This is a genomic window from Rathayibacter sp. PhB179 (genome assembly GCF_004345345.1).
GTDB classification, from domain to species: Bacteria; Actinomycetota; Actinomycetes; order Actinomycetales; family Microbacteriaceae; genus Rathayibacter; species Rathayibacter festucae.
In genome coordinates this window covers 293,907-320,027 of the sequence record NZ_SLVD01000001.1, presented here as the reverse complement: position 1 = coordinate 320,027, position 26,121 = coordinate 293,907, and the positions used below count along the sequence as shown (strand labels likewise).

Genomic DNA, 26,121 nt, shown 5'->3' with positions numbered 1-26,121 from the left:
GAGTACCACCATGCCCACGAACCCCCTCGGAGTGCACGCCCTCGTCTTCGCCGGCGGCACCACGCCCGCCGAAGTGACGAGCACGATCGAGCAGACGAAGGCCGCCGGATTCGACCTGCTGGAGCTCTCGCTGCACGACGTCGAGAACCTCGACACCGCCTCCGCCCGCGCCGCCCTCGAGGCGAACGACCTCGGCATCGTCTGCTCGCGCGGCCTCGCGTTCTCGGCCGACGTCTCCAGCGACGACCCGGAGGTGGTCGCCCGCGGCGCGAAGCTGCTCGCCGACTCTCTCGAGACCACCCACGCGCTCGGGGGCACGCACTTCACCGGTGCGCTCTACAGTGCGCTCGGCAAGTACAGCGCGCCGCTGTCGACCGCGGGCCGCGCCAATGTGGTCTCGGTGCTGACGGACCTCGCCGCGGAGGCCGCCGGCAAGGGCATGACCCTCGGTCTCGAGATCTGCAACCGCTACGAGACCAACGTCATCAACACCGCCGCCGAGGCGCTGCGGCTCGCCGACGACATCGGCGCAGACAACGTCCTGATCCACCTCGACACGTACCACATGAACATCGAGGAGGACGACTTCTTCCGCCCGGTGCTGCTCGTCGGCGACCGCCTCGGCTACGTGCACATCGGCGAGAACCACCGCGGCTACCTCGGCAGCGGGCACCTCGACTTCACCAGCTTCTTCCACGCCCTGGCGGCCATCGACTACCGCGGGCCGATCACCTTCGAGTCCTTCTCCTCGGCCGTCGTCTCGCCGACGCTCTCGAACGACCTCGCCGTCTGGCGGAACCTCTGGAACGACGGCCCCGCCCTCGCCCGGCACGCGCACGCGTTCCTCGTCAACGCGCTCGAGGGCACCCGTGGCGACGCCTGACCTCGACGAGCTGGCCCGCCGGGCGCTCGCGCTCCGCAGGTCCGGCCGGCGAGCGGTCCTCGCCCTCGCGGGCAGCCCTGGCGCGGGCAAGACCACTCTCGCCCGGGCCGTGGTCGCCCGCGCGAACGAGCTGGCGGGGGAGGGGACCGCGGCCTTCGTGCCGATGGACGGCTTCCACCTGGCGAACGCGATGCTCGACCAGCTGGGCCGGCACGGGCGCAAGGGTGCCGTCGACACCTTCGACGGCTGGGGCTTCCTCGCCCTGGTGCGGCGGCTGCGCGCCGAGACCGACCACGTGGTCTACGCGCCGGCGTTCGAGCGCACGGTCGACGAGGGCGTGGCGGGCTCGCTCGCCGTCCGGCCCGAGGCGACGCTGGTGGTGGTCGAGGGCAACTACCTGCTGGTGGACGACGGGCCCTGGGCGCTGCTGCGCGCGGAGTTCGACGAGGCCTGGTTCTGCGCGACCCCCGAGTCGGAGCGCTTCGAGCGGCTGGTCGACCGGCACGTGTCCTTCGGCCGCGCTCCGGAGGCGGCGTCGGCCTGGGCGGCGGACGTCGACGGCGCGAACGCCGTCCTGATCGAGGCGACCCGCGATCGGGCGGATCTCGTCGTCTCGGGCACGGCGGCGGGGGTGCTGCCGGCGGTCCCGAGCGCCTAGGACGCCGGGACCAGGTTCCAGCGCGCCGTCAGCAGCTCGACGCCCTTGTCGAACGTCGTCGACCACGCCGTCGCGTCGTGCGCGCTGTCCGGCACCTCGAGGTAGGTGGTGTCCATCCCGGCGGCCTGCGCGGCGGCGTGCAGGGTCTGCACTCCGGCGAGGAACGAGGTGTCGTTCGCGCCGACGCCGAAGACCGCGAACGAGTCCTTGTAGGGCGCGTTCTTCGCGAGGATCGCCGCGGGCTTGGCCGCCTCGTACGCCGCCGCGTCACCGCCGAAGCCCTGCTGGATGGTGGTCGCGTCGTCGCCGAGCGTCGGGGCGAGCTCGCCGGACGCGTCGACGATGTTGCCGAAGAGCTGCGGGTAGCCGGCGCCGAGCTGGATCGCGCAGGTGCCGCCCTGCGAGAGGCCGCCGATCGCCCAGTCGTGCGCGTCGCCGAGGACCGGCAGGTTGGCGCGGATCCAGTTCGGCACGTCGACGGTGAGGTAGGTCGCGGACTTCCCGAGCGGCGAGTCGACGCACATCGGGTTCGCCGTCGGATCGCCGAGCTGGTCGGGCGAGACCACGATCGGGGCGAGCCCGGCGTGCGCGGCCGCGTAGGTGTCCAGGGTCTGCTGCAGGTGCTCGACCGCGAGCGGGTCGGACGGCGAGCCCGGCTGGCCGGAGAGCATCACCATCACGGGCAGCAGCGGCGGGTTCTCGGTCAGCGCGGCCGGCGGGAGGTAGACGACGGCGTCGCGAGCGGGGAAGCCGGACTGCGTCGCGGGGATCGCCACGTTCGTGACGCTGCCCGCGGTCGGCATGCCCGCCGGGGCGGTCCAGGTGTCGAGCGAGGCGTGGTCGCCGGCGGGTGTCGCGATCGGCTCGGCCACCGTCGGGTAGGCGCTGATGCCGAGGAGGCTGCGGACGGTGGGGTACTGGCCGAAGTCGATGTTGACGGTCATCGCCGCGGTCGCCACGACGAGGACCCCGACGAGCGCCGAGGCCAGCACCCGCCGTCTGCGCCGGTGCGCGAGGGCGTGGCCGAGGGCGAGCAGCGCCACGGCGAGTCCGCCCAGGCCGAGCCCGATCCAGACGCGGGTGACGGGCGTGAAGTCGACGCCGAAGGGGCCGCCGGTGCCGCCGAGCAGACCGCCGAGCGCCCAGCCGACCAGCAGGCCGAGGAGCAGGACGGCCGCTGCGAGCGCCAGGCGGCGGCGGCGGCCGCGGCGGGCCGAGCGCGCGAAGGCGAGGACCAGCAGGAGCAGCGCGAGACCCGAGACCGCGTAGACGGTGATCACCACCGGACCGGAGACGAGGCTGAGCCCGAGGAGTGTGTTCATGGGTCGATCCGGTCGTCGAGGGGCGGGGTCGCGCGGGGCGCGGCGGCGGTCAGTCTGGCGCCGACGTCTGGGTGCGGTCTGGATGATCGCTGGACGGATCGAGAGGCGGGCGGGGCTCCTCCCCAGGCGCTCGTTCTGCGATGCTCCCACCGACCGGGCGCAACCCCGCGCGGCGCGCCTCCGCTGCCGCCTACCGTGGAGATGCAGCAAGCCGCCTCCGGCGCCCTCACGAAGGAGCTCGACCATGACGCAGAACCCCCGCACCCCCGCCTCCGGAGCCCGCGCATGAGCCGCGGCGTCGCCGTCGTCACCGGTGGCACCGCCGGTCTCGGCCGCGCCACCGTCCGCGAGCTGGCCTCGCGCGGCTGGGACGTCGCCGTGCTCGCCCGTGGTGAGGACGGACTCGCGGCCACGCTGGCCGAGATCGAGCAGGCCGGCCGCCGCGGTCTGACCATCCCGACCGACGTCGCCGACCGCGAGGCGGTCGAGTCGGCGGCCGACCGCATCGAGGCCGAGCTCGGGCCGATCGAGCTCTGGGTCAACGACGCGATGGTCGGCGTCTTCGGCGAGTTCCTCTCGACCGACCCGGCCGACTTCGAGCGCGCCGTCGCGGTGAACTTCTTCGGCTTCGTCAACGGCACCCGCGCGGCGCTCTCGCGGATGACCCCGCGCGGCCGCGGCCACGTCATCCAGGTCGGCTCGGCGCTCGCGCACCGCGGCATTCCGCTCCAGGCCGCGTACTGCGCCTCGAAGTTCGGCGCCCGCGGCTTCACCGAGGCGGTCACCGCCGAGCTCCTGCACTCCAAGAGCAGGATCAAGCTGTCCGAGGTCGACATGCCCGCGCTCAACACCATCCAGTTCAACTGGGTGAAGTCGCAGCTGCCGCACCACCCGCAGCCGGTGCCGCCGATCTACGAGCCCGAGGTCGGCGCGATCGCGATCGCCGACGTCGCCGACAAGCCGCGCCGCCGCACCTGGGTCGGCGAGCCGACGGCCGGCACCATCCTCGGCGACCGCTTCGCCGGCGCCTTCATGGACTGGTACCTGGCCCGCAGCGCCTTCGACGGACAGCAGGCGCCGGACAAGAAGGAGCCGATGCTGCCGAACAACGTCTACGAGCCGGTCCCCGGCGACCACGGCGCCCGCGGCCTCTTCAGCGACCGCGCGCACACGATGACGCCGCAGATCTGGATGATCCGCCACCGCGCCGCGAGCTACGCCGGTGCGGCCGTGCTCGGCGCGGCCGGCCTGGTCGGCGCGGTCGCGGCCCTGCGGAGGAAGTGACGTGGTCGACGCCGTCGTCGTCGGCTCCGGCCCCAACGGGCTCTCCGCCGCGGTCACCCTCGCCCGCGCCGGGCTCTCGGTCGCGGTCTACGAGCGCAACGAGACCCTGGGCGGCGGCGCCCGGACCGCCGAGCTGACGCTGCCCGGCTTCCACCACGACATCGGCTCGGCCGTGCACCCGATGGCGCTCGCCTCCGGGTTCTTCCGCCGGTTCCAGCTCGACCGTCGGATCGACCTGCGGCTGCCCGAGATCTCCTACGCGCACCCGCTCGACGGCGGCCGCTCGGGCATCGCCTACCGCGACCTCGAGCGGACCGCCGCGGCGCTGGGGCGCGACGGTGCGGCGTGGCGCTCCCTGATGGGTCCGCTCGCGGAGCGCGCCGACCGCGTCGCGGGCTTCACGAACGACGCCCTGCTGAAGATCCCGACCGACCCCTCGGTGCTGCTCCGCTTCGGCCTGCGCGTGCTCGAGCAGGGCTCGCCGCTCTGGAACGCGCGGTTCCGCGACGAGGTCGCGCCCGCCATGTTCGCGGGGGTCGCCGCGCACGCGATCCGGCCGATGCCGAGCCTGTCCACGGCCGCCGCGGCGCTCGCGCTCGGCTCCTACGCACACGCGCGCGGCTGGCCGGTGCCGGTCGGCGGCAGCCAGGCGATCGTCGACGCGATGGCGGACGACCTCCGCGCTCACGGCGGCACCATCGAGACCGGAGTGGAGATCACCTCGCTCTCCCAGCTGCCGAGCGCGCGCGCCGTGCTGCTCGATCTCACGCCGAGGGCGCTCCTCGCGCTCGCCGGCGACCGCCTGCCCGGCCCGTACGCGTCGGCGCTGGCGATGTTCCGCTACGGCAACGGCGTCGCCAAGGTCGACTTCGCGCTCGACGGACCCGTCCCCTGGACGGACCCGGAGCTCGCCGGGGCCGGCACCCTGCACGTCGGCGGCACCCGCGCCGAGATCGCCGCGGCCGAGCGCGACGTCGTCCAGGGCCGGCACAGCGAGAACCCGTACGTGCTCGTGGCGCAGCCTTCGGTGCTGGACCCGACCCGCGCGCCGGAGGGCAAGCAGGTCCTCTGGGCGTACACGCACGTGCCGCGCGACTCGCCGGCGCACCAGCGCGAGGCGATCACCGCGCAGATCGAGCGCTTCGCCCCGGGCTTCCGCGACCGCGTCCTCGCCGTGTCCTCGATGACGGCCCGCGACATGCAGGCCTGGAATCCCAACTACATCGGCGGCGACATCGCGGCCGGAGCGGCGAGCGTCGCGCAGCTGCTCTCGCGGCCGATCCCCTCCTCCGACCCGTGGCGCACGCCCGCGAAGGGGCTCTACCTCTGCTCGTCCTCGACGCCGCCCGGCCCGGGCGTGCACGGGATGGCCGGCTGGCACGCCGCCCGCAGCGCGCTCCGGCACGAGTTCGGGATCCGGCGGGCGCCCGATCTGTCGCCCTCGCCCGATCGGACCCGCTCGTCCGATCTGGCACCCTGAGGGTCGGGCGGCACGACCCGCCCGACCCCGCCCTCACGACTAGGAGCCCGCGATGTCCCGCAACACCCGCGTCTTCCACTGCCCGCCCGAGTCCGTCTTCGCCGTCTTCGCGTCCGGCTGGCTCTTCCCCTCCTGGGTCGTCGGCTCGTCCCGGATGCGCCGGGTCGGCCGAGACTGGCCGCACGTCGGCTCGAAGCTGCACCACTCCTTCGGCGTCTGGCCGCTGGTGATCGACGACGAGACGACGGTCCTGGAGTGGGACCCGTCGAGCCGCTTCATCATCCAGGCGGCCGGCTGGCCGATGGGCGAGGCGCGCGTCCGCCTCGAGGTGGAGCTGCACCGCGACGGCTGCAGGGTCCGCATCCACGAGACGGCGGTGAAGGGCCCGGGCACGCTCATCCCGAAGCCGCTGCTGCACTCGTTCCTCTGGGTGCGCAACATCGAGACCCTGCGCCGGCTCGCGCACATGGCGGAGGCGGGCGCCAACGGCCGCACCCTGCCGCCGGCGGCGCTGGCCTCGCCGAAGGACCGCGCGGGGCTCGACTCGCCGAAGCACGTCCTGCCGCGGCTGCTCGGAACCGTCGCCTCGATCGCCGTCGGCTCGCTGGCGCTCCGGGCCGTCCTGGCCGTCGCGCGCCGCGCCCGGAGCTAGCGAGAGGCGCCGGCATCGTGATTCTCCGACCTTCGCGGAGTGCCGCTCCACCGCTGGACCTCCGAGCCGCTCAGCCGCGCTCACCGTGTCGAAGGCTCACTGCGCACGGTGGTATTCCGGTGCTTTTCAGGGGGCCTCATGAGTAGGCTTGCCTGCATGGAGATCCTCACCCCCGCTGCTCAGCACGGTCGCACCCTGCGCATGGACATCCATGACATCGCACGCGAGCTCACTGCGGCCCTGGGCCCGACGCTCGTGGCAGGCCTGGCGGGAACGAAGGACCGCAAGCTGCCCCTCCGCTGGGCCAAGGCCGACGGACCGGAGCCGCGCTCGGAGGCCGCCAACCGGCTGATCTTCGCGCATCGTCAGTGGACGCTTCTCTCCGCTGCCGACGGCGACCACGTCGCACGGCAGTGGTTCATCGGAGGGAACCCGCACCTCGGTGAGAGCACGCCGATCACCGCGATCCGCGAGGGGCGCCACAGCGATGTCGCCGCGGCCGTCGAGTCCTTCATCGCCGGAACCGCCGACGCGTGACGGTCGCTCGTACCTGCTCGGTCACCGGACTCCGACTCGTCTCGGACCCGGGAGCGCAGGGGTACCACGTCGGCAAGAGGGTCCACCCGCCGCTGTCGGGGGCTCCTCGTGACGCCGCGGCACGGTCCCGTCACGAGTGGGGGCGCTACGACGTCTTCGGCCAGACGTTCTACCTCGCCGAGACTCGGACGGCGGCGTACGCCGAGGTGCTCTCCGGTTTCAAGCGGGCCAACGGCATCGACGATGCACTCGCTCGAGACGCCGACTACGCCGGGGTCACGCTCGAGGAGTACGTCGAGGAGATCGCGCGCGAGTGGTCCGAGCGAGACTTCATGGGCCTCGGAGCGGTTCCCGCGGGTTGGCGCTACGACCGGGCGATGATCCTCGCCGCGCTCCCGGACTCGGGATGGCTCGTCGACGTCGAGCACCCCGACTCGCTCGCGTCGATCGAGCGCGCGATCGGCACACTCCTCGCCGAACTCCAGGTCCCGCATCTCACCACCGGCACACTGCGCTGCGAGGATCGCGCCGTCACGACCCGGATCGCCGAGCATCTGCATGGACTGACACTCGACACCGGCGGGACACCGCTCGGCGTCCACTTCGGCAGCAAGCACGGCGCCGCGTGGTGCAGAGCGCTCTGGCTCGACCACCCCCACGCGCACCGTGTGCTCGTGCGTGCCGTCGAGCCCGTCCTCGTCACCGATGACGACCTCAGGACAGTCGCGGATCGCTTCCGCATCCGGATCTTCTGACGAGGAGCCGCCCCGCCCCGCTCAGACGATGCGCTCGACGAGCCGCACGTGGTGGACGGCCACGCGCGTCGGCTCGCCGGCGAAGGCGGCCTCGCGCTCGGGGGAGGCGAGGTAGGCCTTCTCGATCTCGGCGAACGCCTCCGCGTCGCCCGGGGTGCTGACGGCCCAGACGAACTCGTTCACCTCGCGGTCGGCGTAGGCGAACTCGATCGTGAAGCCGTGCGCGGCGCGGGCGGGGATGATCTTCGCGCGGTACCAGGCCAGGAAGTCGTCCATCACCCCGTCGACGAGCTCGTAGCGGCGGAGCTGGACGGTGCGGTTCTCGGAGTCGCTCATGCCCTCGACGGTACCGGGCCCGGATGCGGTGGAGGCGGAGTCGCTGCCGGGCCGCGCGCTACGCTCGCCCTTGTCGTCCCGGCGCCCGCCCCGCCGCACCCGTCCCCGCAGGAGGCCGCCCTGGATCCCCGCCGTCAGCGCGCGATCGCCCTCCTCGTCGCGGGCTGCTTCTTCATGGAGAACCTGGACGCGACGATCGTCACCACCGCCGCGCCCGCGATCGGCGCCGACCTGGGCGTCGACTCCGCCGCCGTCGCGATCACCGTCACCGCGTTCCTGCTCACCGTCGCGGTGCTGATCCCCGCCTCCGGCTGGCTGAGCGAGCGCTTCGGCGTGCGCCGGGTCTTCACGACCGCGATCGCGGTGTTCACGCTCGCGTCGCTGCTCTGCGCGCTCAGCCCGACCCTGCCGCTGCTCGTGGCGGCCCGCGTGCTGCAGGGCGTCGGCGGCGCGCTGATGGTGCCGGTCGGCCGGCTCGCGGTGCTGCGGGTCACGCCGCGGGAGGGGATCATCCGCGCCATCGCGATCCTGGTCTGGCCGGGGCTGGTCGCGCCCATCCTCGCCCCGTTCCTCGGCGGGCTGCTGACGACCTACGCCTCCTGGCACTGGATCTTCCTGATCAACCTGCCGCTGGGCGTCGTCGCCTTCGTGATCGCGCGGCGGATCATCCCGGCCGGCGTCGAGGCCTCACCGCCTCCGCTGGACGTCGTCGGCCTGCTCCTGGTCGCGGTCGGACTCGGCGCGCTGGTCGGCGCGACCGGCTTCGTGACCGGCAGCGGCTCGAACACCGTCGCGCTCGGCCTGGCCGTGACCGGCGCCCTCGTCACCGCCGTCGCGGTCCGGCACCTGCGCCGCACGCCGCACCCGCTCGTGCCGCTGGACGCCTTCCGCTTCTCGACGTTCCGGGTCGCGAACGCGAGCGGCTCGCTCTACCGGGCGACGATCAACGCGGTGCCGTTCCTGCTGCCGCTGCTCTTCCAGGACGCCTTCGGCTGGAACGCGGTGCAGGCCGGCTCGATCGTGCTCGCGCTCTTCGTCGGCAATCTGGCGATCAAGCCGGCGACGACCTGGCTCCTGCACACGGTCGGCTTCCGCGGGGTGCTCGTCGCGGCGAACGTCGTCGGCATCGCCTGCATGGTCGCGATGGCGTTCCTCGATCCTGGTGTGCCCGTCCCGCTGATCGTGGCGCTGCTGGTGCTCAGCGGTGTCGCGCGCTCGGCCGGCTTCACCGCCTACAACACGGTCACCTTCGCCGAGGTGGCGCCCGAGGGGATGTCGGGCGCGAACACCCTCAGCGCGACGACCCAGCAGATCGCCGCGGGCTTCGGCGTCGCCGCCGGCGGCATCGCGCTGGCCGCGGGTGCCGCGTTCGGCCCCGGCCTCGTCCCCTACCGCTTCGCCTTCCTGACGCTCGCCGTCCTGACCCTCGTCCCCCTGATCGCCGCCGCCCGCCTCCCCCACGACTCCGGCAGCACCCTCACGCGCTGACCCCTCCCGCGAGATGCCACTTATGTGCTCGTTCTGCGGCGTGTCGCGCTCATAAGTGGCATCTCGCGGAGGGGATCAGAGGTGCAGGGGGGTCAGAGGTGCAGGGCCAGGCCGTCGAGGATGTCGTGGGCCGTCGTCGTGACCGACGTCACGGCGGGGGAGGCCTCCTGGACGGCGCGGAGGACCTCGGACCAGATCGCGGCGCCGGCGCCGAGGACGTCCTCGCGGCCGGCGCGGACGTAGGGGAGCGCGGCGGTCGCGGCAGGGGAGAGCGCGGCGAGCTCGTCGCAGGCGGCCAGGACGTCGCGGATCGGCAGGGTCGCCTCGAGCGCGTCGCGGTCGTAGGCCTCGAGGCGGAGGACGTGCGCGGTCACCGTCAGGACCGTCGCCGCGACGCCGACGACACTGCGCGTGGCCGAGAGGTCGACGGGGGAGGCGGCCAGCGCCCGGCGGACGTCGGCGCGGATCGCGCTTCGCTGCTCCGCGGTCGGCGCACCCCCGCCGGCGCGGTGGCGCTCGGTGAGCCGGACGCTGCCGACGTCCATCGAGTGCGCCTGCTCCGGAACCGTGCTCCCGACGACCAGCTCCGTCGAGCCGCCGCCGAGGTCCACGACGAGGACGGGCCGGGGCGCGTCGACGGCCGAGAGCGCGCCGCGGAAGGAGAGGGCCGCCTCCTCCTCGCCGCTGATCGTCTCGGGGCGGACGCCGATGATCCGCTCGACCGCGCCGAGGAAGTCCTCGCGGTCCGCCGCGTCGCGGGTCGCGGAGGTGGCGACGAAGCGCACGCGCTCGGCCCCGGCCTCGCGGACCAGCTCGGCGTACTCGCGGGTCACGGCGAGGGTCCGCTCGAGCGCCTCCGGGTCGAAGCGGCCGGTGCGGTCCACGCCGTGGCCGAGCCGGACGAGCTCGGTGCGGCGGAGGACGTCGAGGAGGCGGCCGTCCTCGACGTCCGCGATCAGGAGCCGGAGGGAGTTGGTGCCGCAGTCGAACGCGGCCACGCGGGTGGCGGTCATGCCGACAGTCTGCCCGGCGGCCCCGCCGCTAGATTGGCAGGGACGAGCCGAAGGAGCCCCCGTGCACGAACACCACGTCCGCGTCCACCGCAGCGACGAGGACCTCCCGCGCCACGGGCAGCTCGCCCACGCCCTGGCCGAGGTCGCCGCCGATCCCGTCGAGGTCGAGGCCGAGGTCGCCGAGATGGTCGTCAACCGCGTCATCGACAACGCCGCCGTCGCCGCCGCGTCGCTGGTGCGCCGCCCCGTCGTCGCCGCGCGCTCGCAGGCGCTCGCCCACCCCGCCTCCATCGGCGGCGAGGGCGCGACGGTGTTCGGCGTCGACCCGGGCCGCCGCGTCTCGCCCGAGTGGGCCGCGTGGGCGAACGGCGTCGCCGTCCGCGAGCTCGACTACCACGACACCTTCCTCGCGGCCGAGTACTCGCACCCCGGCGACAACATCCCGCCGCTGGTCGCCGTCGCCCAGCACGCGGGCATCGACGGCGCCCGGCTGGTCCGCGGCATCGTCACCGGCTACGAGGTCCAGGTCGACCTCGTCCGCGCGATCAGCCTGCACCGGCACAAGATCGACCACGTCGCGCACCTCGGCCCCTCGGCCGCGGCCGGACTCGGCACGATGCTCGGCCTCGACGTCGCCGTCATCGAGCAGGCGATCGCCCAGGCGCTGCACACCACCACTGCCACTCGCCAGTCGCGCAAGGGCGAGATCTCGAGCTGGAAGGCGTACGCCCCCGCCTTCGCCAGCAAGGCCGCCATCGAGGCCGTCGACCGGGCGATGCGCGGCGAGACCAGCCCGTCGCCGATCTACGAGGGCGAGGACGGCGTGATCGCCTGGCTGCTCGACGGCCCCGACGCCTCCTACGACGTGCCGCTGCCCGACGCCGGCGAGACCAAGCGCGCGATCCTCGACACCTACACGAAGGAGCACTCGGCCGAGTACCAGGCGCAGGCGCTGATCGACCTGGCGCGCCGCCTGCACCACGCGCACCCCGAGGCCGCCGACCCCGAGCGCGTCGAGCGGATCGTCCTGCACACCTCGCACCACACCCACTACGTGATCGGCTCGGGCGCGAACGACCCGCAGAAGTACGACCCGACCGCCTCGCGCGAGACGCTCGACCACTCCGTGCCGTACATCTTCGCGGTCGCGCTGCAGGACGGCGCCTGGCACCACGAGCGCAGCTACGCCCCCGAGCGCGCCGCCCGCCCCGACACCGTCGCACTCTGGCAGCGCACGACGACGGAGGAGGACGCGGAGTGGACCAGCCGCTACCACTCGACGGACCCGGCGGAGAAGGCGTTCGGCGCGCGCGTCGAGATCCTGCTCACCGACGGCAGCACGATCGTGGACGAGATCGCGGTGGCGGACGCGCACCCGCTCGGTGCGCACCCGTTCACGCGCGAGCAGTACGTCGCGAAGTTCCGCACCCTCGCCGCCGACGTCCTCGAGGAGCCCGAGATCGAGCGCTTCCTCGACCTCGCGCAGCGCCTGCCCGAGCTGACGGCGGACGAGGTCGCCCGCCTCACGATCGTCGCGGCCCCCGGCGTCCTCGCCTCCATCGAGTCCCCCCGCGGCCTCTTCTGACCCACGTCCCCCTCCCCTCCCGCGAGATGCCACTTGTGCACGCGACACGCCGTGAAAAGCGTCCACAAGTGGCATCTCGCGGAAGGGGTCAGAGCAGGGCGTCCGTCAGGTGGTCCGGGGTGCCGAAGCGGTGGGCGGTGATCGAGACGGCCTGCTCGCGGAGGAACGGGAGCAGCTCCAGGCGGCCGGACTCGGTGACCTCGTTCGCGTAGACCGCGAGGTCGGGGCGGCCGCCCGTGACCGCGGTCACGGAGGAGGCGTCGGCGCCCAGCAGGCGCACGCGGCCGGCGCCGTGCTCGCGGACCCGCGCCGCGAAGGCGGCCTCGTCCTCGACGGCGACCGCCGAGGCTCCCGACGCGATGGCCGAGACGAGCTGCGGCGGCAGCTCGGTCGCGCTCGAGACCGCCACCCGGGTCCCCGCGGTCGCCGCGGCGACGACGACCTGCGCGAGCGAGCCCACCGGCTCGCCGCCCGCGAGGCGGATCAGCACCGGGGCGTCGTACGGCAGGTGCCGGAACACGTTGCGCTCGGCGGCCAGCCCGGTGACGTCGCGGGCGGCACCCGCTGCCAGAGCCTGCGCCGCGCTGCGGGCCGTCCGCTCGACGGCGTCCGCCTCCGCGGGCGACAGCTCCGCGCGGGCGGCGGCCACGAGCCGGCCGACGCGCGGGTCCTCGACCGCGGCGGTGGCCGTCGACGGTGCCGAGGTCCACGACCCCAGCCCGAGCAGGTAGTCCGGTCCGCCGGCCTTGGTGCCCGGTCCGACCGCCGACTTCTTCCAGCCGCCGAACGGCTGGCGCTCGACGATCGCGCCGGTGATGCCGCGGTTGACGTAGAGGTTGCCGGCCTGGATCCCGCCGAGCCAGGTGCCGATCTCGGCGGGGTCGAGCGCGTGCAGCCCCGAGGTGAGGCCGTAGTCCACCTCGTTGACGAGCGCGATCGCGTCCTCGAGCGTCGCCGCCGTCATGATCCCGAGGATCGGGCCGAAGTACTCGGTGCGGTGGTACTCGGAGCCGCGGCGCACGCCGTCGCGGACGCCCGGGCTCCACAGCATCCCGGTGTCGTCGAGCGCGCGCGGCTGCAGCAGCCAGCGCTCGCCCTCGCCGAGCGTCGTCAGGCCGCGCAGCAGCTTGCCCGCGGCGGGCTCGATCACCGGCCCCATCCGGGTCGCGGGATCGGTCGGCAGGCCGACGGTGAGCGAGTCGACCGCGTCGAGCAGCTGCGCGCGGAAGCGCTTGGAGCGCGCGACCGAGCCGACCAGCACGACGAGCGACGCGGCCGAGCACTTCTGGCCGGCGTGGCCGAAGGCGCTCGCGACGACGTCCTTCACGGCGAGATCGAGGTCGGCGGAGGGCGTGACGATGATCGCGTTCTTGCCACTGGTCTCGGCGAGCAGCGGCAGGTCGTGCCGGAACGAGCGGAACAGCTCGGCCGTCTCGTAGGCCCCGGTGAGGATCACCCGGTCCACCGAGGGGTGCGCGACGAGGTCGGCGCCGAGCTCCTCCTCGGGCAGTCGGAGCAGCAGCAGCGCCTCGCGGGGCACGCCGGCGGCCCAGAGCGCCTCGGCCAGCACGGCGCCGCAGCGCGCGGTCGGCCCGGCGGGCTTCAGCACCGCGGCCGAGCCGGCGGCCAGCGCGGCGAGCGCACCGCCCGCGGGGATCGCGACCGGGAAGTTCCACGGCGGAGCGACGAGCGTCAGCTGCGCGGGGTGGAAGACCGCGCCGTCCACCGAGTCGAGCTCACGGGCCTGCTCGGCGTAGTAGTGCGCGAAGTCGATCGCCTCGGACACCTCCGGATCGCCCTGGTCGATCGTCTTGCCGGCCTCGGCGGCCATCACCTCGAGCAGCTCGCCGCGGCGCGCCTCGAGCTCGTCGCCGGCGCGGTGCAGGATGCGCGCCCGCTCGTCGGCGGGCAGGGCCCCCCACGCGGAGCCGGCGGCGCGGGTCGCGGCGAGGGCCGCCTCCAGCTCCTCGCGGGTGGCGATCGTCGCGGCCTCGATCGCGTCGACACCGGCGCGGGAGGAGGGCACGCGGGCGAGGATCTCCTCGGCCCAGGCGCGGTTCGCCGCGACGGACGGGTCGGTGTCCGGGGTGCTGCGGAAGTCGCCGAAGCCGGGGCGGCCGGTCGCGGCGAAGCGGTCGGCGACCCGGTGCGCGGGCGGCACCGCTCCGTCGAGCGCGCTGACGGAGGCGCGGAAGCGGGCCTCCTCACGGGCGAACAGCGCGGGCTGCGCCTCGAGCTCGAAGACGGCCGACATGAAGTTGTCGCTCGACGCGCCCTCCTCGAGCCGGCGGATCAGGTAGGCGATCGCGACGTCGAACTCGGCGGGCGAGACGACCGGCGTGTAGAGCAGCAGCGAGCCGACCGCGCGGCGCACCGCCTCCGCCTGGCCCTGCGCCATGCCGAGCAGCATCTCGTACTCGATCCCCTCGCGGACGCCGCGCTCGCCGGCCAGCAGCCAGGAGTACGCGACGTCGAAGAGGTTGTGGCCGGCGACGCCGACCCGCACGTTCCGGATCCGGTCCGGGTGCAGCGCGTAGTCGATGACGCGCTTGTAGTTGGTGTCGGAGTCCTGCTTCGTCGACCAGGTCGCGAGCGGCCAGCCGTGCACGGACGCCTCGACCTGCTCCATCGGAAGGTTCGCGCCCTTGACCAGGCGCACCTTGATGCCGGCGCCGCCGCGGGCCCGGCGCGCGGCGCTCCACTCCTGCAGTCGGATCATCGCGGAGAGCGCATCGGGCAGGTAGGCCTGCAGCACGATGCCCGCCTCGAGGCCGAGGAACTCGGGCCGGTCGAGCAGGCGGGTGAAGACCGCGATGGTGAGATCGAGGTCCTTGTACTCCTCCATGTCGAGGTTGACGAACTTCTGCGGCGTCGCGGCGGCCGCGCGCGTGAAGAGGGGAGCGAGCTCCTCGACGATGTCGTCGACCGCGGCGTCGAACGCCCACGGGTTGTGCGGGGCGACGGTGGAGGAGACCTTGATCGAGACGTAGTCGACGTCGTCCCGCGCGAGCAGGCGGTGGGTGCCCTCGAGGCGGCGCTGCGCCTCCTTGCGGCCGAGGACCGCCTCGCCGAGCAGGTTCATGTTCAGCCGGACGCCGTCGCGGCGGATCTTCGCGATCGCCGGGCCGAGGCGCGAGTCGGTCGCGTCGATGATGAGGTGGCCGACCATCTGCCGCAGCACCCGGCGCGCGATCGGCACGACGATGTCGGGGAGCAGCGGGGCCACCGCGCCGCCGAGGGCGACCGCGCCGCGCATCGGGGCGGGGAGGAAGCGCGGGACGCCGCCGGCGATCGAGCGCAGCGCCGCGGCGGCGACCTTCGTGTCCTCGGGGCGGACGACGCCGTCGACGAAGCCGACCGTGAAGTCGAGGCCGGTCGGGTCCTTCAGCACGCCGGCGAGCTGGGCGCCGGAGGCGTCGACCGGGACGTCGGCGGCGTCGCGCAGCCACTGGCGCACCAGCGCGACGCTCGCGTCGACGAGGCCGGGGTCGACGCTGTCGGGGGCGGGGCCGGAGTGACCGGCGGGACCGGCGTGACCGGCGGCGTCGTCGGAGGAGGGACCGGTGGAGCGGGCAGGCGCGGCGAGATCCGTCATGACGTCAGTATCCGACCGGGGTACCGTTGAGCAGAAGCGACCGTTCCTTACCGGTACCGGTCACTCCTCCTTACTGATCAGCTCTGCCGAATCGAGGTCGCCCGTGCTCGACGTCCGCCGCCTGGTGCTGCTGCGCGAGGTCGCCATCCGGGGCACGCTCGCCGCCGCCGCGGAGGCCCTCGCCTACAGTCCCTCCGCCGTCTCGCAGCAGCTCACCGTGCTCGAGCGCGAGACCGGTGTCGAGCTGCTGCGCAAGGTCGGGCGGCGGGTGCAGCTCACCCCGCAGGCCGAGATCCTGGTCGCGGCGGCCGGCGAGGTGCTGGCGCTGCTCGAGCGGGCGGAGGCGGCGCTCGCCGCGTCGGGGGAGTCGGTCACCGGTCGGGTGCGGGTCGCGGTGTTCCAGTCCGCGGCCCTGGCGCTGATGCCGGGCGCGCTGCACTCGATCGCCGAGCGGGCGCCCGAGGTGCGGGTCGAGATGGTGCAGCGCGAGCCGGAGGGGGCGCTGCACGAGACCTCCTGGGCGCGCGAGTTCGACCTCGTCGTCGCCGAGCAGTACCCGGGCCACTCGGTGTCCTGGCTGCCGGGCCTGGTGCGCAGCGACCTCACGACCGATGCGATCCGGCTCGCGGTCCGCCACGACTCCGCGGTTCGCGACCTGCAGAGCGCGCGCGACGCCGCCTGGGTGATGGAGCCGCGCGGCACCGCGAGCCGGCACTTCGCCGAGCAGACCTGCCGGGTCGCCGGCTTCGAGCCCGACGTGCGCTTCGAGACCGCGGACCTCCAGGCGCAGATCCGCCTCGCCGCCTCGGGCAACGCGGTCGCGTTGATGCCCGACCTGGTCTGGGCCGGCGGCGAGCCCGACTGCCGCCTGCTCGAGCTGCCCGGCCGCCCCCGCCGCACCATCTTCACGGCCCAGCGCGAGGCGCAGCTCGCCTCGCCCGCCGTCCGCGTCTTCCGCGAGTGCCTCGCCGAGGTCGCCGCCCACTACGCCTGACCCGCGCGTCCCCCTTCCCTCCCGCGAGATGCCACTTGTGCACGCTCTCCTCGGCGTGTCGCGTGCACAAGTGGCATCTCGCGGGAGGTGCTCACCGGGGGGGTGTGGCACGGACGGGGGACTGCTCGTGGCGGAGGGGGTGCGCTTGGCTGGCCGCACAGCGCCATGACAGCGCTACCACTCCGCCGGATCGAGGCGCACTCCGCCTCCTGATCGAAAGGACCGCCGTGTCCTCGTCCTCCACCCCCACGCCCGGACCGTCCCGCCGAACCGTGAGCGCAGCGGCGGTGTGGAGCGCTCCGGTCGCCGCCGCGGTGATCGCGGCGCCTCTCGCTGCCGCTTCCACCGCCGCCCTCTGCGACAGCGCGGTCGCCTTCAGGCGGACCAGCAACGCCGGCGGCGACACCGCGGTGCTCCTGGCGCCCAGCTCCTCCGGCGCGGTGTCCACCGTGCGGATCACCTCGGTGCTCGCTCCCGGCACCACGACGACGACGCAGGGTCAGAGCTTCAATCTGACTCAGAGCGGACTCGGATGGGGCGCGGTGACCGGGGAGACCGACCTCGAGAGCACCGAGGTGCAGTACTCGGGCACCGCGCCGAGAAGCGCGCTGGTCCTGAATCAGCGGCGCGAGGGCCCGGCCACGACCCTTCCCAGTCCGGGATCCGACTCGCAGACCCTGACCTTCCAGTTCTTCGATCCGCAGGGGCGGCTGTTCGATCCGGTCCATCTCCAGTTCGAGTTCTACGACTTCACCTCGCAGGACCGGCAGGCCTGGCAGCCGGATCACTGGGACGCGATGGGCTTCAGTGTCGCGCCGACGACGATCGTCCAGGACGGCCTCTTCGCGGGGACCGGTGCCGGCACGCTCGCCGACCCGTACCGTCGCGTCGAGGGAGACGTCTCGACCATCGCGTACTTCAAGAACGACGTCTTCGTCTTCGACGTCTTCCCCTCCGGGAGCACGCTCACCTACACCCAGCACGAGGGCAGACAGGGCTGGCACGGGGTCTTCCTCACCGACCTCCGGTTCCGCTCCGCCGTCTGCTGACCCTCCGCGAGATGCCACTTGTGCACGCTTTTCTCGGCGTGTCGCGTGCACAAGTGGCATCTCGCGGGGAGCGATGGGAGCGTGCGAGGGTGGGGGGCGTGAGTGCGGACGAGGCGCGGATGGTCGAGACGACGGCCGGCGATGCGGTGGCGGGGCGGCTGTTCGCCGTGCAGGAGGCCGAGATCATGAGGCGCTACGGCGGCGACGACCCCGGGCCGCGGCCGCCCGTGGACGCGCCGACGCTGCTGCTGCAGGTCGGGCCCGAGGTCGTCGGCTGCGTCGCGCTCGCCGCCGACGGGGAGATCGGCGAGATCAAGCGGATGTTCGTGGCCGAGTCGGCGCGCGGCCGCGGCTACAGCCGCCTCCTCCTCGCGGGAGTCGAGGAGCTGGCCGTCCGCCACGGCGTGACGCTGCTCCGCCTGGTCACCGGCATCGAGCAGCCCGAGGCGATGGCGCTCTACAGCAGCTCGGGCTACGACCCGATCCCCGGCTTCGGCTACTGGGGCGACGAGCCGGCGACCCGCTGCTACGCGAAGCGGCTCGATCCCGCCGCGGTCATGGGCTGAGCCCGGGCCCTCAGAGCTTGGCGAGCTTCGCGCGGGCGATCAGGAAGCCGCCGTACATCACGAGGCCGGCGCCGATCGCGGTCAGCGCGATGGTCCCGTAGGGCGGGACGTCGAGGAAGCGCAGGGCGCCGTCGAGCCCGGTCGCCCGCCGGGCGTCGCCGGTGATCGCCGCGACGACGAAGAGACCGCCGGCGATGCCGAGGGCGATCCCCTTCGAGACGTAGCCGGCGGCGCCCAGGATCAGCACGGCCAGGCCGCGGCGCCCCGCCGGGATGCGCACGAGCTTGCGGAAGCCGCGCCGCACGCCGATGGCGAGGAAGCCGATCCCGCTGCCGAGGACGATCCCGCCGACGATCGTCAGCACGATCGACCCGGCCGGGCGGGCCAGCAGGTCGGTGCTGATCGCGCGGATGGTCGCGGAGGAGCTCGTCGACCCGCCGAGCGCGAACACCAGCGTCGTCCCGGCCAGCGCGAGCGAGGCGAAGCCCTTGCCCGACTCGACGATCCGCCGCCCCCAGCGCTTCGCGCGGCTCGGATCGCTCGAGCGGCTCTGGAAGGTGAACTGCCACAGCCCGAGGGCGACGAGCGCGACCAGTGCCGCCCAGACGACGACGAGGCCGGCCGGCGACTCGGCCAGGCGCGCGATCGCACCCGACGGATCCGCCTCCTGCGTCGTCTCGTCGCCGAACGCCACCCGCAGCGAGAGGCCGCCGATCAGCAGGTGCACGACGCCGTTGACGGCGAAGCCGAGGCGCGCGAGGCGCCGGAATCGCCGCGTCCGCACCCCCGAGCGCGGCGTCGGCACGCTCACTGTGGACACCGGACCACCCTCCCACGCGTCCAGCCGTGATCCGCGTCCACCCCTGTCCCGGGGAGCCCGGGCGGCGGTGGAATGGAGTCCGGCCCGCGCCGTCCGCGGGCACCTCGAGGAAGAAGGACCGCCATGACCACCTGGCTCATCACCGGCTGCTCCACCGGACTCGGCCGCGCGCTCGCGACCGCCGTCCTCGCCCACGGCGACCGCGTCGTCGTCACCGCGCGCGACGTCGACTCCGTCCGCGACCTCGCCGAGGCGCACCCCGACTCCGCGCTCGCCCTCGCGCTCGACGTCACCGACGACGCCCAGGTCGCCGCCGCGGTCGACGCCGCCGAGGAGCGCTTCGGCGGAATCGACGTGCTCGTCAACAACGCGGGCTACGGCTACCGCGCGGCCGTCGAGGAGGGCGAGGAGGCGGCGGTGCAGCAGCTCTTCGACACCCACCTCTTCGGCACCGTCCGCACGATCAAGGCGGTCCTGCCCGGGATGCGCGAGCGCCGCTCCGGAGTGATCGTCAACCTGTCCTCGATCGGCGCCCGCATCTCGCCGGAGGGCTCCGGCTACTACGCGGCGGTCAAGGCCGCGATCGAGGCGCTCACCGAGTCGCTGCGCAAGGAGGTCGCGCCGCTGGGCATCCGCGCGTTCTCGGTCGAGCCGGGCGGCTTCCGCACCGACTTCGCCGGCCGCTCGCTCACCCAGTCGTCCCAGCCGATCGCCGACTACGCCGAGACGGCGGGCAAGCGCCGCAAGGAGCACGACACCGTGCACGGCACCCAGAAGGGCGACCCGGCGAAGGCGGCGACCGCCCTGATCGAGGCCGTGGAGTCGGACGCGCCGCCGTCGATCCTGCTGCTGGGCAACGACGCCTCGGACGCCTTCCGCGCGGCGCTCGACGCCCTCCGCTCCGACGTGGACGCGTGGGAGCCGCTCAGCCGCAGCACGGACTTCGCCGACGGGGAGTGAGGGGCGGGGTGGCGAGGCCGGCTCCCTACCCCTGACTCCGGGCCTGCCGTGAGGAGACGCCCGCAGGCATCCGGCTGGTCGGCAAGCGTCCCCTTCCCGGTGATCGGGCGGTCTGCGGAGCGGGCGCATCGAGATCCACGTGATCGAGAGCTCGGTCTGCCGTCACGCCGTTCCCGCGAGACGGGTCTCGATGCGCCCCTTCCGGGCTGCTCGTTCGGCGAAGAGCAAGGGGCGCCTCTTCCCCGTGCACCCACGGGGGTCGGCACGCGAGGCGGCCGCTCAGAGCGCCGCTGCGACCGCCGCGCCGGCCGCCACCACGGCGGTGTGCCGGCCTGGCCCGAGGGCGCGCGGCTCCGCGCCCTCGAGGTCGAGCACCGCGGTGGCCCCCACGGGCACCTCGACCTCGACGCGCAGCTCGCCGTCGGCGAGGGTCCAGGCGATGGAGGCGCGGCCGTACGGGGTCAGGTGGGCGGCGCTCGCCGAGCTGAGCCCGCCGCCCGGGCGCGGCCGGAACAGGATCGAGCGGTAGCCCGGCTCCGCCGGCGCGAGACCCGCGACCACCCGGTGCAGCCAGTCGGCGACCGCGCCGAGCGCGTAGTGGTTGAACGAGGTCATCGTGCCGGGGTTCACGGTGCCGTCGGGGAGCTGGCTGTCCCAGCGCTCCCAGATCGTCGTCGCGCCCTGGGTCACCGGGTACAGCCAGGACGGGCACTCGCGCTCGAGCAGCAGTGCGTAGGCGCGGTCGATCCCGCCGGTGCCCGAGAGCGCGTCCGAGACGATCGGCGTGCCGACGAAGCCGGTCGAGATGCGGTTCCCGGCGGACGCGACCAGCTCGGCCAGGCGAGCCCCCGCGGCGGCGCGCAGCGACTCCGGCAGCAGCTCGAACTCGAGGGCGAGCGCGTACGCGGTCTGCGCGTCGCTGGCCATCCGGCCGTCCGGCTCGACGTAGCGCCCGACGAAGGCGGCCCGGATCTCGGCGGCCAGTGCGAGGAAGCGGTCGGCGTCCTGCTCGCGGCCGAGCACGCGGGCGGTCTGCCCGAGCCGCCGGGCGGACTGCGCGAAGTAGGCCGTGGCGACCAGGTAGCGGTCGGTCTTCGCGTCCGCCGGGTCCTGGGGAGGAGCGTCCGGATCGAGCCAGTCGCCCAGCTGGAAGCCCTCGTCCCAGAGCCGCGACGGCCCGGCGAGCCGCTCGACGAGCTCGACCCAGGCCTTCGCACTGTCGTACTGCACCGCCAGCACCCCGGCGTCGCCGAAGCGCTCGTACAGCGTCCACGGCACGAGGACCGCGGCGTCGCCCCAGGCCGCGCCCGGGCGGATCGGCGTCCACATCGCGTGCGCGGGGATCACCGGGACGTACCAGGGCACCGTGCCGTCGGGCAGCTGCTCGGCCGCCACGTCGCGGAGCCAGGACGAGAGCATCCCGGAGACGTCGAAGAGGAACGACGCGGTCGGCGCGAAGACCTGGATGTCCCCGGTCCAGCCGACCCGCTCGTCGCGCTGCGGGCAGTCGGTGGGGATGTCCACCATGTTGCCGCGCATGCTCCACAGCACGTTCTCGTGCAGCCGCTCGACCAGCGGGTCGGAGCAGGCGAACCAGCCGGTGCGCTCGAAATCGGTGTGCAGGACGCGCGCGACGACGTCCCCCGCGGCCACCGCCGCCTCGAGGTCTCCCGGCCAGCCCTCGACCTCGACGAAGCGGAATCCGTGGAAGGTGAAGCGCGGCTCCCACTCCTCCCGGGCGCGCCCTGCCAGCGTGTAGACGTCGGTGGAGCGGGCGTCGCGCAGCGGCCGGGTGTAGAGCTCGCCCTCCTGCATGATCTCGGCGGTGCGGAGGGTGACGGTCGCCCCGCGCGGCCCGCTCAGCCGGATCCGCATCCGGCCGACGAGGTTCTGCCCGAGGTCGAGCACGCTCCGGCCGCTCGGGGTGCGCAGCACGGCGACGGGGCGCACCTCCTCGGTGCAGCGGACCGGCGGGCCCTGCGGCGCGACGAGGGTCGCCGGATCGCGCTCCGCCACCGCGACCGGCGTCCAGCCGGCGTCGTCGAAGCCGGGGGAGGACCAGCCGTCCCGCTCCTCGCGCGCGTCGTGCACCTCGCCGTCGTAGTTGCCGGAGAAGAGGATCGGGCCGGGCGCGGCGCGCCAGGACGGGTCGGTCGCGACGGTCTCGCGCCGGCCGTCGGCGTAGACGATCTCGAGCTGGGCGATCAGCGAGAGGTCGGTGCCGTAGAGGTTCCGGAAGCCGCCGCGCCAGCCCAGCCGGCCGCGGTACCAGCCGTCGCCGAGCCAGGAGCCGAGCGCGTTCTCGCCGGGGACGAGGGCGTCGGTGACGTCGTGGGTGGCGTAGCGGAGGCGGTCGGCGTAGGCCGTCCAGCCGGGCGCGAGGGTGTCGTCGCCGACGCGGGCGCCGTTGAGCTCGACCTCGTACAGGCCGTGCGCGCTGAGGTAGAGGCGCGCGGAGGCGACCTCGCCGTCGACCGTGAAGGAGCGGCGCACCAGCGGAGGCCGCCGGTCGGACTCCGGGTCCTCCGGCCAGGCGGCGCCGACGGGCACCGCGCTCCAGTCCTGCGGCTCGAGCAGGCCGGCCTCGACGGCCGTCGGACGGCTCCAGGGGGCGTCGTCCTCGCCGCGGCCGAAGACGCGCACCCGGACCTCGACCCGCTCCCGGCTCGTCAGCGGAGCGAACGGCCACGGCACGAGGACCGACTCGGCGGAGCCGACGCGTCGGCGCTGCACGTCGCCGGCGGCGTCGACGCGCTCGAGCTCGTACGACTCCTGGCGCCAGTCGTCGCCGGCGAGGCTCGTCCAGGAGAGGCGGGGTCGGCGCTCGCCGATGCCGAGCGCTGCACGGTGGTGCTCGATGCGGGGGGAGGAGGGGATGGCCACCGGGGTGCCTCGTTCCTGCTGGGCGAGCACTCCTCTGCGTGAGCGTCTCGACTCTGACACGTTTCAATCGAGCGCCAGCATAGCCGCGGAACTGCTGTTTGACACGTTTCAAAATGCGAGTCATCATGGGGGCAGCTGCTGGGCGGGCCCGGCGCACCACGACGACGTGGACCGGAGCGATCCGGCCAGGAGGAGGAGAGCCGCGATGACGCCAGCACCCCCAGGACCGGCACCCCGGACACCGGCACCCCGGGTGGCCCTCGTGGGCACCCTCGACACCAAGGGCGCCGAGTACGCCTGGACGGCCGCCCGTCTGCGCGACCTCGGCGTCGACGTGCTGCTCGTCGACGTGGGCGTCGGCGCGCACTCCGGAGCGGCCGCCGCTCCCGACGTCACCGCCGCCGAGACGGCCCGCGCCGCGGGCGCCGAGCTCGAGGAGCTGCGCTCGCGCGGCGATCGCGGAGCCGCGATGACCGCGATGGGAGAGGGCGCCGCCGTCGTCCTCGAGCGCCTCCGGAGCGACGGCGGTCTCGACGGCGTCCTGGCCCTCGCCGGCAGCGGCGGCTCGTCCATCGCCGCCCGGGCCGTTCGCGACCTGCCCGTCGGGCTGCCGAAGATGCTCGTCTCGACGATGGCGTCGGGCGACGTCGCCCCTTACGTCGGCGCGAGCGACGTGACGATGACCTACAGCGTCGTCGACATCGCCGGCATCAACAGCCTCTCCCGCGAGGTCCTCGACAACGCCGCCGGCGGCATCGCGGGGATGGCCGCGGCGCACGCCGCCCGGCGCGAGCAGCCCGCGGAGGAGTCCGGCCGTCCGCTCCTCGCGGCCACCATGTTCGGAGTGACGACCGCCGCCGTCGACGTCGCCCGCGCCCGCCTCGACGAGCTCGGCTACGAGGTCCTCGTCTTCCACGCCACCGGCTCCGGCGGCCGGGCCGTCGAGGCCCTGGCCCGTTCTGGGCACCTCGCGGGGGTGCTCGACCTCACCACCACCGAGCTCGCGGACGAGCTGGTCGGCGGCGTGCTCACGGCCGGCCCCGACCGGCTCGAGGCGGCCGGGCGCGCAGGCGTCCCGCAGGTCGTCAGCCTCGGAGCGCTGGACATGGTCAACTTCGGCCCGCGGGACGGTGTCCCGGAGCGCTTCGCGCAGCGGCGGTTCTTCGTGCACAACCCGACGGTGACGCTGATGCGCACCACCGCCGACGAGAGCACCGAGCTGGGCGGCCTGATCGGCCGGAAGCTCGCCGCGGCCGAGGGGCCGACCGTGCTGGCCGTGCCGAGGGGCGGGCTCTCGGCGATCGGGGTGCCTGGCGCCGTCTTCGCCGACGCCGAGGCCGATGCCGCGCTGGTCGACGCGGTGCTCGCCGCAGTCGCCGGCTCCGCGGTCGAGGTCCTCGACTCCCCGCTCGACGTCAACGATCCGGAGTTCGCCCGCGCCGCCGCGGATGCGCTCGACCGGCTGATCCGCCACGCCGCCGACCACTCCGCCGACCACTCCGCGGCCCACGCCGCCGACCAGGACGGGAGCTGAGATGGACCGCACGACCGCACTCGCCCGCCTCCGCCGCACCATCGCCGCGGGGCGGCCCGTCATCGGCGCGGGAGCCGGCACCGGCATCTCGGCGAAGGCCGCCGAGGCCGGCGGAGCCGACCTGCTGATCATCTACAACTCCGGCCGCTTCCGGATGGCGGGCCGCGGCTCGCTCTCGGGCCTGCTGCCCTACGGCGACGCCAACCAGATCGTCGTCGAGATGAGCCGCGAGGTGCTGCCGATCATCCGCGACACCCCGGTCCTCGCCGGGGTCTGCGGCACCGATCCCTTCCGGCGGATGGAGGTCTTCCTCGATGAGCTGGCGCGGCTCGGCTTCACGGGGGTGCAGAACTTCCCGACGGTCGGGCTCTTCGACGGCGTCTTCCGGCAGAACCTCGAGGAGACCGGCATGGGCTTCGACCTGGAGGTCGAGATGATCCGGCTCGCCGCCGAGCGCGACCTGCTCACCGCCCCCTACGTCTTCGACGTCGCGTCGACCGTGGCGATGACGGAGGCCGGCGCCGACGTCCTCGTCCCGCACATGGGCCTCACCACCAGCGGCAGCATCGGCGCGCAGACGGCGCTCTCGCTCGAGGAGTCGGCCGCGCGCGTGCAGGAGCTGCGCGACGCGGCGGTCGCCGTGAATCCGGACGTCATCGTGCTCTGCCACGGCGGGCCGATCGCCGAGCCCGCCGACGCCGCGTATGTCCTCCAGCACACGACGGGGGTCGCCGGCTTCTTCGGCGCCTCCTCCGTCGAGCGCCTGCCGACCGAGCGGGCGATCCGCCAGCAGCTCGTCGACTTCACCAGCATCCCGCTCACCTCGAAGGAGACCCCGTGACCACGACACCGCCCGCCACCCCGTCCGCGCAGGCCACTCAGTCCGCGCCGTCCGTCCCGTCCGCGCAGTCCGGCCGACGCCCCGACGACGTGCCCACCCGCGTCTTCGACTGGGGCACCATCAAGTGGCTCGTCACCCCGCACCTCGACGGACCCGTCGGCCTGACCACCGGCGAGGTGATCATCTACCCCGGTCAGGGCCACGACCCGCACAGCCACCCCGGCGAGGAGGAGGTCATCTACGTCGTCTCGGGCGAGGGCGAGCAGACCGTCGGCGACGGCCCGGCCTTCGCGATCCGCGAGGGCGACGCCCTGCACATCCCGCGCGACACGGTGCACTCCACCTACAACACCACCTGGCGGCCGCTGCGACTCCTCGTCGTCTACACGCCCGGCGGCGCCGAGACCGGCCTCGACGAGCTGCCCGGCGCGCGGATCCTCGAGCCCGGCACCGCTCCGCGCTGGGCGCAGGCCTGATGCCGGTCTACGAGCCCGGCACCTGGCTGCACCCCGGCGACCGGCCGGAGTGGTGCGCCGTCGGCACCCTCGGCCGCTTCGCCGTGCCGCTGGAGGGCGGGCGGTTCGACCGGCACCACCACGACGACCACGAGGTGTGGTTCTTCGCGGAGGGGAAGGGCCGGATCCTCGTCGACGGCGCCGAGCGCTACGTCCAGGCCGGCGACATCGTGCTCACCCGGGCAGGCGACGTGCACGACATCGTCGCGGTCTACGAGCCGCTCCGCGGGTTCTTCACCGAGACCGGCCTGCCGGCGGGCGGGCGCACCGGGCACCTGCACGCCGACGAGTCGGACGCCGCCGGGCACGAGGTCCCGGCCCTCCCGCTGCCCGCGGACTTCCCCGTACGCTGACGCCCGACCCCGCCCCAC

23 protein-coding genes are annotated in these 26,121 nt (G+C 74.1%); 17 read left to right on the top strand and 6 right to left on the bottom strand.

From position 1 onward, the window contains the following. The first annotated feature begins 10 nt into the window (after positions 1 to 10). Together EDF43_RS01575 and EDF43_RS01570 are read left to right on the top strand one after the other, a co-directional pair. Positions 11 to 883: a sugar phosphate isomerase/epimerase family protein gene (locus tag EDF43_RS01575; protein WP_123701449.1), complete on the top strand. Its 873-nt coding sequence runs from the start codon at positions 11 to 13 to the stop codon at positions 881 to 883. Continuing rightward, a complete protein-coding gene (locus EDF43_RS01570; protein WP_123734760.1) occupies positions 870 to 1,541 on the top strand; it encodes a nucleoside/nucleotide kinase family protein in 672 nt (223 codons plus the stop codon). Before EDF43_RS01575 ends, EDF43_RS01570 begins: the two co-directional genes overlap by 14 nt. Here EDF43_RS01570 and EDF43_RS01565 read toward each other — a convergent pair. Further along, positions 1,538 to 2,863 carry an alpha/beta hydrolase-fold protein gene (locus tag EDF43_RS01565; RefSeq protein WP_132435026.1) on the bottom strand — a complete coding sequence of 442 codons (1,326 nt, stop codon included), beginning with the start codon at positions 2,861 to 2,863 and terminating at the stop codon, positions 1,538 to 1,540. The two genes, EDF43_RS01570 and EDF43_RS01565, sit on opposite strands and share 4 nt — an antisense overlap. 285 nt (positions 2,864 to 3,148) lie before the next feature. On the opposite strand from EDF43_RS01565, the gene EDF43_RS01560 reads away from it, so the two are divergent. From EDF43_RS01560 to EDF43_RS01540, 5 genes are all read left to right on the top strand, one after another. After that, positions 3,149 to 4,147, top strand: coding sequence for an SDR family oxidoreductase (locus EDF43_RS01560; protein WP_123734762.1), 999 nt, complete (start codon positions 3,149 to 3,151; stop codon positions 4,145 to 4,147). A gap of 1 nt (position 4,148) precedes the next feature. Further along, positions 4,149 to 5,627, top strand: a complete 1,479-nt coding sequence (locus EDF43_RS01555; protein WP_132435025.1) for an NAD(P)/FAD-dependent oxidoreductase — start codon at positions 4,149 to 4,151, stop codon at positions 5,625 to 5,627. Between the two features lie 52 nt (positions 5,628 to 5,679). Next, a complete protein-coding gene (locus tag EDF43_RS01550; protein WP_132435024.1) occupies positions 5,680 to 6,279 on the top strand; it encodes an SRPBCC family protein in 600 nt (199 codons plus the stop codon). 156 nt (positions 6,280 to 6,435) lie between these two features. Then, positions 6,436 to 6,816, top strand: a complete 381-nt coding sequence (locus EDF43_RS01545; RefSeq protein ID WP_123701458.1) for a hypothetical protein — start codon at positions 6,436 to 6,438, stop codon at positions 6,814 to 6,816. Continuing rightward, the gene (locus EDF43_RS01540; protein WP_132435023.1) at positions 6,813 to 7,571 is read left to right on the top strand and encodes a hypothetical protein; all 759 of its coding nucleotides are present in this window, start codon (positions 6,813 to 6,815) and stop codon (positions 7,569 to 7,571) included. The genes EDF43_RS01545 and EDF43_RS01540 overlap by 4 nt, the downstream gene beginning before the upstream one ends. A gap of 21 nt (positions 7,572 to 7,592) precedes the next feature. On the opposite strand, the gene EDF43_RS01535 is transcribed toward EDF43_RS01540, so the two are convergent. Then, positions 7,593 to 7,907 (bottom strand): NIPSNAP family protein, encoded by a 315-nt coding sequence (locus tag EDF43_RS01535; RefSeq protein ID WP_132435022.1) that lies wholly within the window; start codon positions 7,905 to 7,907, stop codon positions 7,593 to 7,595. Between the two features lie 120 nt (positions 7,908 to 8,027). On the opposite strand from EDF43_RS01535, the gene EDF43_RS01530 reads away from it, so the two are divergent. After that, a complete protein-coding gene (locus EDF43_RS01530) occupies positions 8,028 to 9,395 on the top strand; it encodes an MFS transporter (protein ID WP_279388996.1) in 1,368 nt (455 codons plus the stop codon). A gap of 92 nt (positions 9,396 to 9,487) precedes the next feature. Here EDF43_RS01530 and EDF43_RS01525 read toward each other — a convergent pair whose 3' ends face one another. Further along, on the bottom strand, positions 9,488 to 10,408 hold the full coding sequence (locus tag EDF43_RS01525) for an exopolyphosphatase (protein ID WP_132435021.1): 921 nt from the start codon (positions 10,406 to 10,408) through the stop codon (positions 9,488 to 9,490). Positions 10,409 to 10,469: 61 nt separating this feature from the next. Between EDF43_RS01525 and EDF43_RS01520 the strand changes: the two genes are divergently transcribed. Then, positions 10,470 to 11,993 carry an MmgE/PrpD family protein gene (locus EDF43_RS01520; RefSeq protein WP_243581083.1) on the top strand — a complete coding sequence of 508 codons (1,524 nt, stop codon included), beginning with the start codon at positions 10,470 to 10,472 and terminating at the stop codon, positions 11,991 to 11,993. 88 nt (positions 11,994 to 12,081) lie between these two features. Here the strand turns inward: EDF43_RS01520 and EDF43_RS01515 are convergent, their stop codons facing one another. Next, the gene (locus EDF43_RS01515) at positions 12,082 to 15,588 is read right to left on the bottom strand and encodes a bifunctional proline dehydrogenase/L-glutamate gamma-semialdehyde dehydrogenase (RefSeq protein WP_132435019.1); all 3,507 of its coding nucleotides are present in this window, start codon (positions 15,586 to 15,588) and stop codon (positions 12,082 to 12,084) included. A 103-nt stretch (positions 15,589 to 15,691) separates the two neighbouring features. Here EDF43_RS01515 and EDF43_RS01510 point away from each other — a divergent pair, with 103 nt between their 5' ends. From EDF43_RS01510 to EDF43_RS01500, 3 genes are all read left to right on the top strand, one after another. Continuing rightward, positions 15,692 to 16,582, top strand: a complete 891-nt coding sequence (locus EDF43_RS01510) for a LysR family transcriptional regulator (RefSeq protein ID WP_123734770.1) — start codon at positions 15,692 to 15,694, stop codon at positions 16,580 to 16,582. A 227-nt stretch (positions 16,583 to 16,809) separates the two neighbouring features. Further along, complete coding sequence (locus tag EDF43_RS01505; RefSeq protein ID WP_132435018.1) at positions 16,810 to 17,631, top strand: hypothetical protein; 822 nt, start codon at positions 16,810 to 16,812, stop codon at positions 17,629 to 17,631. Positions 17,632 to 17,729: 98 nt separating this feature from the next. Then, the gene (locus tag EDF43_RS01500; RefSeq protein WP_132435017.1) at positions 17,730 to 18,197 is read left to right on the top strand and encodes a GNAT family N-acetyltransferase; all 468 of its coding nucleotides are present in this window, start codon (positions 17,730 to 17,732) and stop codon (positions 18,195 to 18,197) included. A 10-nt stretch (positions 18,198 to 18,207) separates the two neighbouring features. On the opposite strand, the gene EDF43_RS01495 is transcribed toward EDF43_RS01500, so the two are convergent. Then, entirely contained in the window at positions 18,208 to 19,017 is an 810-nt protein-coding gene (locus EDF43_RS01495; RefSeq protein ID WP_165908973.1) for a DUF1206 domain-containing protein, read from the bottom strand. 123 nt (positions 19,018 to 19,140) lie between these two features. Between EDF43_RS01495 and EDF43_RS01490 the strand changes: the two genes are divergently transcribed. Then, a complete protein-coding gene (locus EDF43_RS01490; protein WP_132435014.1) occupies positions 19,141 to 19,977 on the top strand; it encodes an oxidoreductase in 837 nt (278 codons plus the stop codon). A gap of 279 nt (positions 19,978 to 20,256) precedes the next feature. Here the strand turns inward: EDF43_RS01490 and EDF43_RS01485 are convergent, their stop codons facing one another. Continuing rightward, on the bottom strand, positions 20,257 to 22,860 hold the full coding sequence (locus EDF43_RS01485; protein WP_132435012.1) for an alpha-L-rhamnosidase: 2,604 nt from the start codon (positions 22,858 to 22,860) through the stop codon (positions 20,257 to 20,259). 205 nt (positions 22,861 to 23,065) lie between these two features. Here EDF43_RS01485 and EDF43_RS01480 point away from each other — a divergent pair, with 205 nt between their 5' ends. Genes EDF43_RS01480 through EDF43_RS01465 form a run of 4 tightly spaced genes read left to right on the top strand, consistent with a single transcriptional unit; the run spans position 23,066 to position 26,103 of the window. Next, positions 23,066 to 24,394 (top strand): Tm-1-like ATP-binding domain-containing protein, encoded by a 1,329-nt coding sequence (locus tag EDF43_RS01480; RefSeq protein ID WP_132435010.1) that lies wholly within the window; start codon positions 23,066 to 23,068, stop codon positions 24,392 to 24,394. A 1-nt stretch (position 24,395) separates the two neighbouring features. Then, positions 24,396 to 25,235 (top strand): phosphoenolpyruvate hydrolase family protein, encoded by an 840-nt coding sequence (locus EDF43_RS01475; protein WP_123734777.1) that lies wholly within the window; start codon positions 24,396 to 24,398, stop codon positions 25,233 to 25,235. Beyond that, positions 25,232 to 25,711, top strand: a complete 480-nt coding sequence (locus EDF43_RS01470) for a cupin domain-containing protein (RefSeq protein ID WP_123734778.1) — start codon at positions 25,232 to 25,234, stop codon at positions 25,709 to 25,711. Before EDF43_RS01475 ends, EDF43_RS01470 begins: the two co-directional genes overlap by 4 nt. Beyond that, on the top strand, positions 25,711 to 26,103 hold the full coding sequence (locus EDF43_RS01465) for an AraC family ligand binding domain-containing protein (RefSeq protein ID WP_123444728.1): 393 nt from the start codon (positions 25,711 to 25,713) through the stop codon (positions 26,101 to 26,103). The genes EDF43_RS01470 and EDF43_RS01465 overlap by 1 nt, the downstream gene beginning before the upstream one ends. Positions 26,104 to 26,121: the final 18 nt, after the last annotated feature.